This is a genomic window from Pseudomonas sp. FDAARGOS_380 (genome assembly GCF_002591235.1).
Taxonomy (GTDB): domain Bacteria; phylum Pseudomonadota; class Gammaproteobacteria; order Pseudomonadales; family Pseudomonadaceae; genus Aquipseudomonas; species Aquipseudomonas salmasensis.
On the sequence record NZ_CP023969.1, the window covers coordinates 3,942,229 to 3,955,371 of the forward strand.

Here is a 13,143-nt window from a genome sequence, read left to right on the forward strand (position 1 = left end):
AGTTCTGAAAATGGCCAAGCAAACCTCCACGCGTGAAACCCCCTCAAATACCGACGTTGCGCCAACGCCTTCAATTACGCCACAGCCGCAGGCGCTGGAAGTCGACGCGCCAATCATCTCCAGTGAGCTGTACGGGACGATTACGGCAGAAGCGATGGAGAAGGACTCATACCTGACTGTCGACTCGCGCATGGACAGGTTGGACATCACCATAAAGTTCAGCATAAAGGAGGCGCCAGAGATCCGCTTGAATGATGTTGTTGACTCAAGCGGGCAGCCGGGTGCCAGGGAAATCCTGATTCCGCAGAAATACCTGACCATGTCCATGGGGTACACGCTGGTCGTATGGTACGAGGGCACAGTGAGCGGTAAACCAGCTGTTTCACTGACCAAGGAAGTGGGGGTGACTTTTTACTCGGCAGAACAAAGTAAAGCGCTAGCACCTCGATTAAGAGATGAAAAGGTATTCCAAAATACGCCAACCTATGACATGCACGATCACCAAGGCGATGAGATAGTTGAAATACCTATTCCTCCACTCGCCCAGGTTGGAGATAAAATTTATTGCAGTGTCGTTATTGAGCAATTCAGTGGAAAACCCGTTTTCTATATCGTGGCTTACGGGTATGCATTAACGCTCGAAGATATCGCATCAGGCAAAAAACTTGAATTTCCGATTCCTCGTGGTTGGCTGGCACGTCAGAAGCCACGTTACGAATCAATTACTTGTCAGGCTGCCTGGATCACCAGTGGCGAGGAGCCCCAACCGCCGGCTGAAGTTGAAAATCCTGATGAAGAGACCCGGCTTCCCAGGAACGCTCTTCAAATCCAACATCGTCGTACCGCTGCTTTCATTGGGGATCAAGGCCTGGAGAATTTGCAGCCGCCCCATTTGCGGCAATCTGCGTTTTTCGACGATAAGTGGTGCCTTAACCCGGAACTCACCAAAAACGGGGGCGATGTGGACGCGCCGCAGCTGGACACTTATGCAGGTGATCAGGTCTGCTTCTATGTCAGCGGGCCCGGCTATGGATCGAAGTTACTGGGTTGTGTGGAGATTAAAAACGATGGGGACCCGGCGTCCGTCAAGTTACCGCGCTGTGTGATTGCTTGTTTCTTTAATAAATCGATGACGCTGAGCTATACCGTTCAATTTCCTAATCTGATGGGGCCAGAACCACAATCGCCGGAGCGAGTGGTCGATGTGCTGACGCCTAGACTTTCCAAGTCGGAAATTGCAGAGGCCACTCACGGCAAGGTTAACCTCAATATTTTTTCAGAGGACGCATCGGCGTTTGTTCATATTGGCGACTATGCCACATGCTCAACGTTTTGCTGGATGTGGATCACCGGCGAACATGAGGACGGAAGTAGCTACCAATCGGAAATTTTGACGAAGGCGCCTGTTACCGAGGACTGGAAAAATAAAGGTGTTGAGACGTTTATCTCGAGAGACGAACTGCAATCGCTGGCTGATTGCAGTGATTTTGAATTGCATTTTGCCGTGAGTTTCTGCGAGGCCTTTGACCGATCAGAGGCTATCGAGGCTCTGGCGGCGACTTTCCATATCATCCAAGAGGAGCTAGTGCTGCCTGCACCCAAAGTTACCCAGGCGGAGGGGGACGAATTAGAGCCATGGAATGCTCAAGATGGCGTAGAAGTAATCGTCAATTATCTGCGTATGAGTGACAAGCATGAGATCAGTGTTTGCTGGAAAAGACCAAACGGCCTCTGCTGGGAATTGAAATCTGAAACTGGCAATCGTGACGGCGTTGTCAAGTTTTCCCTGCCTGCTGATGCTGCGATAGAGAGCATGAGTGAAACGGTGGAAATAACTTACATCGTGATCACCAAATGTAGGGAAGCACAGACTTCAGCGTCGTTGAGTTTGAAGATCAATCTGCCCACGCGTCTGAAAAAGCCAAACGTGTTGGAAGCGACACCACCTGGGGTGGATCACGGCATTTTGGACATGCGGGCAATTACCGGCAATGCCAACTCCTTCGAAGATCCAATGTGGTTCTTACGAAAAGGGCAGAAGTGCTGGCTGCGGGCGACGGGGACAGATAAAAATGGTTTTTCTTACACGTTCGATGTCTACGCGAACAGAACCGTCACCGATGAAGAGGCGACTAAAGGGGTGGCGGGTCCTATCCAACATGCCTTGCTGGACAGACTAAAAAACAACAGCACCTTGACCCTTGCTTTCAGCGTGTCCACGCAGGGCAACTTGAAGGAAAACGTGGTGTGCCCAGTGCGGGTGCTGACCGTCAAAGCTGTATTGAATGACTTTACTCCGTTTATAGGTGGCAATTGGAACAGCTGGAGGCTCGGTAGTGCAGCCAATGGTGAACTGGTCTACGGGTCACATGCGGGAAAATCTTGCTTAGTCAATTGGACACATCGTCCAGCTGTTTTGGGAGTGGTTCTATATAAAGACTTTACTGGACTTGAGGTTAATCGTAGATACGAATTCAGCATGATCGCGTGCTCGCTCAATGCCACACCGGCACTCCCCAAATTATCACTGCGGACGAATGCGGGAGCTGTTACAAACGTCACTACGTTCTCCAGTACGGCGTGGGCCCCACTCAAGGGCTCGTTCGTCGCCAGCGCAGAGTCAATGCGGTTGGAGATTTTGAATCATGAGGTGGCGGGATACGGCAATGACTATGCGTTTACGGATATCCGAGTGCATGGTTAGCAGCCGCTAAATTCGCTGTTGCTGAAAAAGGCGCCTATCTGGGATAGGCGCTTTTTAAGGTTCATTTGGGGCCCAATATCTTAATTAACTTCTCCGGCGAAGGCGCCCCCTGCTGCTGTTGCAACCCGCCCTTGTCATCCAGATAGAAAATCGCCGGCGTCGCCGACAGCTCCAGTTCATCCATCAACTTCATATTGGCATCAAGCTTGGCCTCGACCTCGGCCGGGATCTTTTCCAAGGCCTTGAGCTTGCTGCCCTTGCCGGCCGCTTCGTGCTCTTGCAGGGCTTTTTGCGGGTCTTTGGCGGCGAGCAGGGCGGCGGATTTGCCTGGGCTGTCTTCGCGAATGATGCCGACCATGATGTGGCGCAACTGCACCTTGCCGGCCTTGACCCACGGGCGGGCCTGTTCCCAGAACATGTTGCAGTACGGGCAGTTGGGGTCGCTGAACAGGTAGACGGTGCGCGGGGCGTTTTTGTCGCCGTCCTGGATCCAGCTGCTGTTTTCCATCTTGGCCCAGACTTCCTTGGCCATCGGCGCATACACCAGTTTTTCCAGGGGCGCGGTGCTCAGGTCATTGCCCTGGGCGTCGTACAGGTTGCCGGCGATGACGTTTTTGCCGTCGGCGGTCAAGTACAGGGCCATGCCACGGTTCTGGTACTGGGCGGCGTAGCCGGTGAGGCCGCTGGGCGCATCGAATTTGCCGATGATCTTGGCGCCCTTGGCTTCGATCTGTTTGATCGGGGCCGGCAGGTCTTCGGCCTGGGCCAGCGCAGCGGCTAGGGTCAAAGGCAGCAGGGTCAGCAGGTGGCGGAGGCGAGGCATGTCGGTTTCCTTATCGTGGCGTTGTCGAAGGGTTCCATGGCGCGGGCCAGGCTGGCTTCGGAGAGTTCGCCCAGGTGGCTGTTGATCAGGCGCCCATCGGCTTGGTAGAACAGCGTAGTCGGCAGGGCCATGGAACCCACGGCCTGGCCAAGGCGGCCGCTGGCGTCGAACAGCACGTTGTCCAGGTTCAGGCCCTGGGTGGCCAGGTAGGTGCTGACGCTTTGCATGCTTTCGGCCTGGTTGACGAACAGGAAGGTCACGTCGGGGCGCATGCGCTGGGCGTTTTCCAGCACCGGCATTTCGCGTCGGCACGGCGGGCACCAGGTGGCCCACAGGTTGATCACCAACGGGCCGCCCTGATAATCCGCCAGTTGCACCACGTCGCCATTGGCATTGCGCAGGGTGATGTCCGGCAGGCGCGTGCCTTTTTCATACAGGCTCAGGGACAGGCTGGTCATGCCCCAGAACAACAGGCCGGTGATCACCCCGGCGCTGAGGGGCTTGCGCAGGGCTGGGCGACGCCAGCCGTACGCCAGCGCGCCAAGGATCAGCGCGATGATCCCGGGCCAGGCGAGAAAGCCGCCGTCACGCAGGTCGACCATCTCCACCCAGTCGTTGCTGTAATAACTCCAGTACATCAGCACAAAGCTGACCCGGGCGGCGAGCAGGCCCAGCAGGAACAGGCTGAACAGCACCGACTCCGGGTTTTCGCCGCCGCGCTTGGCCACGCGCCAGCCCACCAGGGTGGCGAGAATCAGCGCGCTGATCAGCAGCAGGTGATTCAGGGCGATGGCGAAGGTGCCGATGGTGAGGGTCAGCATCAGAGAGCGTCCCGCGTCTGGGTCCAGCGTTGCAGGAAGGCGGCGGCGTCTACTTCGCCGGTGATGCGTTGGGCGCGGCGTTCTTCACCGTCCGGGCCGATCCACACGAAGCTCGGTGGCCCTGGCACTTTGTAGCGGCCCAGCAGCTCGCGGCTGGCGGCGTTGTCAGCGGTGACGTCCAGGCGTAACAGGCGCACGTCTTTGAGCGCGTCCATCACCTCGGGTTTGCCGAACACCTGTTTCTCCATGATCTTGCACGACACGCACCAGTCGGCGTAATAGTCCAACAGCACCCACTGGCCCTGGGCTTTGGCGCTGTCGAGCTGGCTTTGCAATACCGCCGGGTCGCTTACGGTGGTGAAGGCATCGTGAGCGCTGGGTGCAGCGGCGAGCCGCGAGCCGCTGTAGACCTTCAACGGCTGCCACAGCTCATCGCTGCCACCGGCCGCACCCACCACCAGCACCGCGCCCCACAGGCCCAGCACCAGGGAACCGGCGCCGAATACCTTGGCCGCCAGGCCGGACTCACGGGCCAGTGCCCAGCCACAGTACGCCATCACCAGCGCCAAGGCGCCCCACAGGCCGATCCACAGGCTGTCGCCGACCACTGGGCGAATCATCAGCACCGCGGTGCCCAGGAACAGGAAACCGAAGACGCCCTTGAGCACGTTCATCCAGGTGCCCGGCTTGGGCAGGAAGCGATTGCCCACGGTGACCAGCAGCAACAAGGGAATGCCGATACCGATGCCCATGGCAAACAGGATCAGGCCACCGTGCAGCGCGTTGCCGCTCTGGGCGATGTACAGCAGGGCGCCAGCCAGGGGCGCGGTCATGCATGGGCCCACCAGTAGGCCGGACAACGCGCCGAGCACACCGGCACCCACCAGGCTGCCACCGCTTTGCTGGCGGCTGACGTTATCGAGGCGGTCGCGCAGGAAGGCGGGCAGTTGCAATTCAAAGAAGCCGAACATCGGCAGGGCGAGCAGCACGAACAACGCTGCAAAGCTGCCGAGGATCCACGGCGTTTGCAAAAGCGCGGCGAGGTTGGCGCCGAGCAACGCGGCCATCACCCCCAGGGCGGCATACACCAGCGCCATGCACACCACGTAGCTGCCGGCCAGGGCAAAGCCACGGCGCGGGCTGGCGCCACTGCCCACCACCAGGCCGGCGAGGATCGGCAGCATCGGCAACGAGCAAGGCGCAAACGCCAACAGCAGGCCCAGGCCGAAGAACACCAGCAGGCTCCATCCCAGGCTGCGCTGCTGCAGGCCGCTGGCCAGGCTTTGATCCTGGGCCTGCGCGGTGGCGGCGACGGCCGGGTTGCCGCCCAGGTCCACGGTGATCGACTGCGGCGGATAGCACAGGCCCGCATCGGCGCAGCCCTGCCAGCCGAGCTTGACCTGGCCGGTGGTGCCGGCGGGGATCTTCACTTCCAGGCCCTGGCGATACACTTGCTGCTCGCCAAAGAACTCGTCGCTATGGGCTTCACCCTCGGGCAGCACGGGTTTTTCGGCCAGGCCGTCGAACTTCATGCGCTGCTGGTACAGGTAGTAACCGTCGGCAATCTGCCAGAACAGCTGGGTTTCGCCGCTTTCAAGACGTTCGGAGGTAAAGGCGAAGGCTTTGCCCACCGGGAGGAAGTCGGGTTTGGTTTCGAAGGGGTTGCCCGGCGCTGCCTGGGCGAATCCCGCGAACAACACCAGCAGAAAGGTAAACAGATGCCGCATGGTCAAGCCTTAGTTCGATGCAAGTGAGGCACACAATGTGTGGCGTTGATTAACCGATGATTAACCGCCGCTATTCTAGAGTGTAGGGATTATCCGGTGTTGCCAACTTTAACGGCATAATGCGCGCTTAATCCGTGGCTTTTCTAATCGCGCCATCATTCATGAAGGGTTAACCATGCACGTACTGGTCTGTGAAGACGACGAACTGATCGCCAGTGGCATCGTGGCCGGCCTGACCGCCCAGGGTTTTACCGTGGAACGCGTGGCCACGGCCTCGGCTGCGCGGGCGATGCTCAAGGCCGCCGCCTTCGACATCATGGTGCTCGACCTCGGCCTGCCCGACGAAGACGGCCTCAAGCTGTTGCAACAACAGCGCAGCCAGGGGCTGGAGATTCCGGTGCTGATCCTCACCGCGCGGGACTCGGTGACCAACCGCGTCGACGGCCTGCAAGCCGGCGCCGACGACTACCTGCTCAAGCCCTTCGACCTGCGCGAACTCGCCGCGCGCCTGCAAACCCTGCTGCGCCGGGTGGCGGGGCGCAGCGTCAACCTGATCGAACATGGCCGCCTGGCCTACGACCCCAGTAGCCGCGAGACCTTCCTCGGCGGCCAGCCTGTGGACCTGTCCCGGCGCGAACAGGCGTTGTTGCAGGCTCTGTTGCACAACAAGGGCCGCGTACTGTCCAGCGAACAGCTCAAGGACAGCGTCTACGGCTTCAGCGACGAACTGGAAAGCAACGCGCTCAACGTGCATATCCACCACCTGCGGCGCAAGTTGGGCAATGGCATCGTCGAAACCGTCAGGGGGCTGGGCTATCGCCTGGGCACGGCTGATGGGGGAGAAAACACCCCGTGATGAGCTTGCGTCTGCGCCTGACGTTCAAGCTGGGCGCCGCTTTTGTACTGATCTGGGTGCTGGCGGCTGCCTGGATGCTCAACGATTTGCGCAACCAGATGATGTTTTCCCTCGACCAGCGCCTGGTGGCTTCGGCGCGCATGGTGGCCGGGCTCACCGAGCAGATGCCGGGACTGGCCAGCGTCAGCGGTGGCGCGCATTTGCGCACTGAACAACTGAATGTGCCGGGCGGCATGGCCTGCCAGGTCAGTTCCTTGCGCGGCGAGATCCTGGCGCGCAGCCATACTACGCCTGAGGAAGGGCTGGAGTCGCGCCGCAGCGGCTTTCGCGACCAGATCATCGACGGTGTGGGCTGGCGCAGTTTTACCCTGTCCCGTGGCGACTTGCTGATCACCACCGCCGACCGCCAGGTGGAGCGCGAGGCCCTCAACCTGTCGATCCTGCTGGCGGCGTCGGTGCCGGTCGGCGTGGCGTTGCTGGGCTGCCTGTGCCTGCTGTGGCTGGGCATCGGCCAGAGCCTGGTGCCGCTCAACCGGATGCGTGACGCGCTGATGCGGCGCAGTGCCGATTCCCTCGAACCCTTGCAGATTCATCCGCTGCCCAGCGAACTCAAACCGTTGCTCGACACCCAGAACCAGTTGCTGCAACGCATCGCCAAGACCATCGAGCGCGAACGTCGCCTGACCGGTGACGCCGCCCATGAATTGCGCAGCCCGTTGACCGCGATCAAGACCCACCTGCAAGTCGCGCGCATGACCGAGGGGGCAGCCCGCGACCAGTCCCTGGCGCACGCCGAGGAGGGCGCCGACCGCTTGCATCGCACCTTGGAGCAACTGTTGTTGCTGGCGCGGGTGGAGGGCAGCCTGTCGTTTGATGATGGCCTGCAATCGAGTGCAGAGGAAGTCGCCCGGTTGGCGATCCAGGATGCCAACGCCGGTGACAATTCACGCATCGATCTGATCCTGGCGCCGGATCTTTCCCCTGTTCCAGTGGCAATGCCCGTGGGCCTGGCCGTCGCGGCCTTGCGTAACCTGCTGGACAACGCCTTGCGCCATACCCCGGCCGATACCCGCGTGGAACTGCAGGTGTTTTCTACCCCGGATAACGTGGTGTTCCGCGTGCGTGACCATGGCCAGCAGATCTCCAGCGAAGACCTGCAATACCTCACCCAACGTTTCTGGCGCAATGGCAGCAGCGAAGGCTGTGGCCTGGGCTTGGCGATTGTCCAGGCGATCGTGCAGCGCTGCTCCTGCTCGTTGCATTTTGACAGCCAGCCCGACGGTATGCGGGTCGACCTGGGTATGCCATTGCGGCGCTGAACTGACTTTTCACGTGGCAAATAATTACCGCCCGCCTGAGGTTCAAGCCTTCAGGATGGCGGTAATTTTTTTGCGCTTGAACGGGCCGAATGAGTCGGCCTGAATTGAAAAGGACCGTTCTTATGTTGGTGATTGACACCAGTTACCCTGCCAGGGATTTCAACGACCGCCGCGGCGAAACCGTGCAACAGGTGGTTTTGCACTACACCGCTTCGCCCTTTGCTTGCTCGCTACGCACCCTCACCCAAGATGGCGTCAGCGCCCACTATCTGCTGCCCGACCCCGATGAACCCAGCTACCGCGCTGCTGGTTATGAAGAGCTGCGGGTGTTTCGCTTGGTGGACGAGGGTCAGCGCGCCTGGCATGCAGGCGTGAGTTATTGGGCGGGGAAGGCCGACCTCAACAGCCGCTCGATGGGCATTGAAATCGTCAACCTGGCGCGCGATGACGCGGGCGTCTTTACCTTTCCTGAATATGCACCGGCGCAGGTTGATGTGTTGATTGAATTGCTTCGCGACCTGCTGGAACGCTATCCGCAGGTCGGCCCTACGGACTGGCTCGGGCATTCGGACGTGGCCTACTGGCGCAAGAGCGACCCAGGGCCTCGGCTGCCCTGGCGGGTGCTGCATGAAGCCGGCATCGGGGCCTGGTTTGATGAGTCGACCCGGGCGATGTACCAGCGCCGCTTTTGTGTTGGCTTGCCGCCGGAGGTGGAAGTGGAGCGGGCGTTTCAGCGGTATGGCTACAAGCCCGCGCAGAATCGTCGGGCCTTTGAGCAGCGTACCCGAGCGTTTCAGATGCACTTTCGGCCACGGGATTATTGTGGGTTCCTGGATGCAGAGACTTGCGCGGTCTTGTATGCACTGAACGAAAAGTACCGTGGGATTTGATGCCGAGTACTGTTCAAATGTGGGGCCCCATGTGGGAGGGGGGCTTGCCCCCGTGTCGGCCTGACAGCCGACGTCGATCTAACTGTGGGAGCTGGCTTGCCTGCGATGACGGCCTGGCAGCCGACGCCTATCTCTCTGACGCCCCGCAATCAAACTGTGGGAGCTGGCTTGCCTGCGATGACGGTCTGCCAGCCGACGCCTATCTCTCTGACACCCCGCAATCAAACTGTGGGAGCTGGCTTGCCTGCGATGACGGCCTGGCAGCCGACGCCTATCTCTCTGACGCCCCGCAATCAAATTGCGGGCTTGCTCGCGAAGACGGCCTGACAGTCAACACAGTTGAATTGTGTACATATCCATTGCTGCGGTAACGGCCGCTTAGGGTTCCGCCCTGACGGCGGCTCACTTTTGAAAAGCGCAAAAGTAAGCAAAACGCTCTTGCCCCACCACTCGGCACCTCGCTTAGGCTCGGTGTGCCCGAACACAGGCTTGAATCCGTGGGCCGCCGCCACGCGCCATCCATGGCGCGGGGCGGCTAACCCGGCGTCCTGCCGGGTTACCCACGAATTCAAGCCTGCGTTCGGCCAGCGTGGTTTAACGGGGCGCTTCAGATCAAAAGCAGATCAAGAGCAAGATCAAGAGCGGCTCGCTTCGCATCGTGGTTAGCGGTGGCGGCGGCGAACTGCATAGTCGGTAAATATCCGACCAACCTCCTAAATCCCTATGCATCTGAAGCGTCTCCACAACAGGAAATCCGTGCGCATGCCCTTGGGCCAGACGCCAACGGATCGGCAGTTTGGTCACGATCATCAGCGTATTGAGGGATCCAGAGATGTCAGTCGCTACCAGCCGTATCGAAGACGCCCCGGTGCAGGCCGCGGAAACGCTCTATCAGTTTGACGAAAGCCCGCTGCTGGCCCGTCAGCGCCAGCAGGAATCCAACGCCCGCAGTTACCCACGGCGCATCCCCCTGGCGCTCAAGCGCGCCAAGGGCATTTATGTGGAAGACGTTGAGGGACGCCGCTTCATCGATTGCCTGGCCGGTGCCGGCACCCTGGCGCTGGGGCATAACCACCCGGTGGTGATCCAGGCCATCCAGCAAGTGTTGAGCGACGAACTGCCCCTGCACACCCTGGACCTGACTACGCCGGTCAAGGATCAATTCGTGCAGGACCTGTTCGGTTTGCTGCCTTCGGAGCTGGCGCGGGAAGCGAAAATCCAGTTCTGCGGCCCCACCGGCACCGATGCGGTGGAAGCCGCGTTGAAGCTGGTGCGCACCGCCACCGGGCGCAGCACTGTGCTGTCGTTCCAGGGCGGCTATCACGGCATGAGCCAGGGCGCGCTGAGTTTGATGGGCAGCCTGGGGCCGAAGAAACCCTTGGGCGCCTTGCTCGGCAATGGCGTGCAATTCCTGCCATTCCCGTACGACTACCGTTGCCCGTTCGGGCTGGGTGGCGCCGAGGGTGTGCGGGTCAACCTGCATTATCTGGAAAACCTGCTCAACGATCCGGAAGCCGGCGTGTTGCTGCCAGCGGCGGTGATTGTCGAAGTGGTCCAGGGTGAGGGCGGTGTGATCCCGGCGGACCTCGACTGGCTGCGTGGCCTGCGCCGTATCACCGCGCAAGCGGGGGTGGCGCTGATCGTCGATGAAATCCAGAGTGGTTTTGGGCGTACCGGCAAAATGTTTGCCTTCGAACACGCTGGCATCATCCCGGACGTAGTGGTCATGTCCAAAGCCATTGGCGGCAGCCTGCCCCTGGCGGTGGTGGTGTACCGCGACTGGCTCGACACCTGGCTGCCGGGTGCCCATGCCGGGACCTTCCGTGGCAACCAGATGGCGATGGCGGCGGGCTCGGCGGTGATGCGCTACCTCAAGGATCACGACCTGGCAGGCCATGCGGCGGCCATGGGCGAGCGCCTGGGTGAGCACCTGCGCCTCCTGCAGCGCGACTTCCCGCACCTGGGGGATATCCGTGGGCGTGGGCTGATGCTGGGCGTGGAACTGGTCGACCCAGCTGGCACGCCTGACAGTCAGGGCCACCCACCGGTGCATCGCCAATTGGCACCGCTGGTGCAGCGCGAATGCCTCAAGCGCGGGCTGATCCTGGAACTGGGTGGGCGCCATGGCAGTGTGGTGCGTTTTCTGCCACCGCTGGTGATCACCGCTGGCGAAGTCGACCAGGTGGCCGAGATTTTCGGGCGCGCCTTGGCAGCGGCCGTGGCCAGCGTCTAATTTTTCAGGCCTTTGGTACGTTTCTACAGATATCAGTGCTGCGCGTGGTGCGCAGCCAGCCTTTGAGCGACGGAGAACAGCAATGACCTCAGTATTTGACCGCGACGACATCCTCTTTCAGGTAGTGGTCAACCACGAAGAACAGTATTCGATCTGGCCCGACTACAAGGCCGTGCCAGAAGGCTGGCGCACCGTGGGCAAGAGCGGCATGAAGAAAGAATGCCTGGCCTACATCGAGGAAGTGTGGACCGACATGCGCCCGCTGAGCCTGCGCCAGAAAATGGATGGCGCGGCCCTCGCCAACTGATTCACCCCAATACCCTGTAGGAGCGAGCTTGCTCGCGAAGAACGCAAGAACGCCGCGTTTACCCTGAATAAACGCGGCGTTCTGAAGTTTTTCGTGAGCAAGCTCGCTCCTACAGGGGAGGGTGGGTGTAGAGGTAATCCGTCGCCAACGACGCCAGTGTTCTCACGCCCACCACCAACGCCGATTCATCCACAAAGAACCCTGGGTTGTGATTCGGCGCCGCCTTGCTCATGTCCTGGTCCCTTGGGGTCACCCCCAGGAACACAAACAGCCCCGGCGCCTCCTTGGCATAGAACGAGAAGTCTTCGGCGCCACCTACCAATGGGCCTTGCACCACGTCATCCTGAGCCGCCCAGCGCAGGCTCGGCAGCATCTTCTCGGTCAGCGCCGGGTTGTTGATGGTGGGGTCGTACTTCTCGATGATCGTCACTTCGGCCTTGGCGCCACCGCTTTCGGCGATTTTCTCTACGGTTTGACGCACGTCTGCATGCAGCTTCTGGCGAATGCCGTAGTCGTAGGAGCGAATGGTGCCGCTCATGTCCACCGACTCGGGGATGATGTTGTAGCGGGTGCCGCCGTTGATGGTGCCGATGCTCACCACAGAGGGGAATGACGAAATATCGGTACGGCGGCTGACCACGGTCTGCAGGCCGACAATGGTTTGCGCGCCGACGGTGATCGGGTCGATACCGTCCCAGGGGCGGCCAGCGTGGGTCTGTTTGCCGAGGATTTTGATGCGCAGGTCATCGGAGCTGGCCAAAGTTGGGCCCGGGCGGTAGGCGATTTGCCCGGCAGGTACACCGGCCCACACATGCAGGCCGAACACCGCGTCGGGCTTGGGCGCTTTCATCACGCCTTCCTGCACCATCATCTTCGCGCCCCAGGTGTTCTTGCCGTCAGGGATAAAGTCGCTGGGGCCTTCTTCCGCCGGTTGGAAATAAAACACCACGGTGCCGGGCAGGCGTTCGCGCATCCCGGTAAGAATCTTCGCAGTGCTCAGCAAGATAGCGGTATGGGCGTCGTGGCCGCAGGCGTGCATCACGTCGACTTCCTTGCCCAGGTAGGTGCCCTTGGCTTTGGAGGCGAAGGGCAAGTCGGCGACTTCCTTGACCGGCAGCGCATCCATGTCGGCGCGCAGGGCCACGGTCGGGCCGGGCAGGGCGCCTTTCAAGATGGCGACGACGCCGGTACGGGCTACTCCGGTCTTTACCTCAAGACCGAGTTCGCGCAACTGTTTGGCGACCAACTCGGCGGTGCGGGTTTCGGTATTGCCCAGTTCGGGGTGGGCGTGGATATCGCGGCGGGTTTCCAACAGGCTGGGTTCGAGGATTTTCGCTTGGGCGGCAATTTCCTCCCGGGCGTTGTCCTGGCCGCTGTTGGCGGCGATCACTGCGCTACTCGCCACCGCGCACAGCAAACCCAATACCCATTGGTGTGTCAGACCGTTCATACGCATACCAACC

Annotated in this window: 10 protein-coding genes; 6 read left to right on the forward strand and 4 right to left on the reverse strand. The window is 60.5% G+C overall.

Annotation, left to right across the window (positions count from 1 at the left end; translation table 11 throughout):
• Nucleotides 1-10 precede the first annotated feature (10 nt).
• Nucleotides 11-2,704 (forward strand): hypothetical protein, encoded by a 2,694-nt coding sequence (locus CRN80_RS18475; RefSeq protein ID WP_098950751.1) that lies wholly within the window; start codon nt 11-13, stop codon nt 2,702-2,704.
• A gap of 61 nt (nt 2,705-2,765) precedes the next feature.
• On the opposite strand, the gene dsbG is transcribed toward CRN80_RS18475, so the two are convergent.
• Genes dsbG through dsbD form a run of 3 tightly spaced genes read right to left on the reverse strand, consistent with a single transcriptional unit; the run spans nt 2,766 to nt 6,075 of the window.
• Entirely contained in the window at nt 2,766-3,527 is a 762-nt protein-coding gene (dsbG, locus tag CRN80_RS18480; RefSeq protein ID WP_032895989.1) for a thiol:disulfide interchange protein DsbG, read from the reverse strand.
• A complete protein-coding gene (locus CRN80_RS18485; protein ID WP_032895990.1) occupies nt 3,503-4,348 on the reverse strand; it encodes a TlpA disulfide reductase family protein in 846 nt (281 codons plus the stop codon). Before CRN80_RS18485 ends, dsbG begins: the two co-directional genes overlap by 25 nt.
• A complete protein-coding gene (dsbD, locus tag CRN80_RS18490) occupies nt 4,348-6,075 on the reverse strand; it encodes a protein-disulfide reductase DsbD (protein ID WP_098950752.1) in 1,728 nt (575 codons plus the stop codon). Before dsbD ends, CRN80_RS18485 begins: the two co-directional genes overlap by 1 nt.
• 175 nt (nt 6,076-6,250) lie before the next feature.
• On the opposite strand from dsbD, the gene CRN80_RS18495 reads away from it, so the two are divergent.
• The 5 genes from CRN80_RS18495 to CRN80_RS18525 all read left to right on the forward strand — a co-directional run bounded on the left by CRN80_RS18495 (nt 6,251) and on the right by CRN80_RS18525 (nt 11,680).
• Nucleotides 6,251-6,931 carry a response regulator gene (locus CRN80_RS18495; RefSeq protein ID WP_032895992.1) on the forward strand — a complete coding sequence of 227 codons (681 nt, stop codon included), beginning with the start codon at nt 6,251-6,253 and terminating at the stop codon, nt 6,929-6,931.
• Entirely contained in the window at nt 6,931-8,250 is a 1,320-nt protein-coding gene (locus CRN80_RS18500) for an ATP-binding protein (protein WP_014719306.1), read from the forward strand. The genes CRN80_RS18495 and CRN80_RS18500 overlap by 1 nt, the downstream gene beginning before the upstream one ends.
• A 122-nt stretch (nt 8,251-8,372) precedes the next feature.
• Complete coding sequence (locus CRN80_RS18505; RefSeq protein WP_098950753.1) at nt 8,373-9,140, forward strand: N-acetylmuramoyl-L-alanine amidase; 768 nt, start codon at nt 8,373-8,375, stop codon at nt 9,138-9,140.
• A gap of 832 nt (nt 9,141-9,972) precedes the next feature.
• Nucleotides 9,973-11,373, forward strand: coding sequence for an aspartate aminotransferase family protein (locus CRN80_RS18520; protein ID WP_098950756.1), 1,401 nt, complete (start codon nt 9,973-9,975; stop codon nt 11,371-11,373).
• A gap of 82 nt (nt 11,374-11,455) precedes the next feature.
• Nucleotides 11,456-11,680: an MbtH family protein gene (locus CRN80_RS18525; RefSeq protein WP_003192847.1), complete on the forward strand. Its 225-nt coding sequence runs from the start codon at nt 11,456-11,458 to the stop codon at nt 11,678-11,680.
• A 109-nt stretch (nt 11,681-11,789) separates the two neighbouring features.
• Here CRN80_RS18525 and CRN80_RS18530 read toward each other — a convergent pair whose 3' ends face one another.
• On the reverse strand, nt 11,790-13,136 hold the full coding sequence (locus CRN80_RS18530; RefSeq protein ID WP_098950757.1) for an amidohydrolase: 1,347 nt from the start codon (nt 13,134-13,136) through the stop codon (nt 11,790-11,792).
• Nucleotides 13,137-13,143 lie beyond the last annotated feature (7 nt).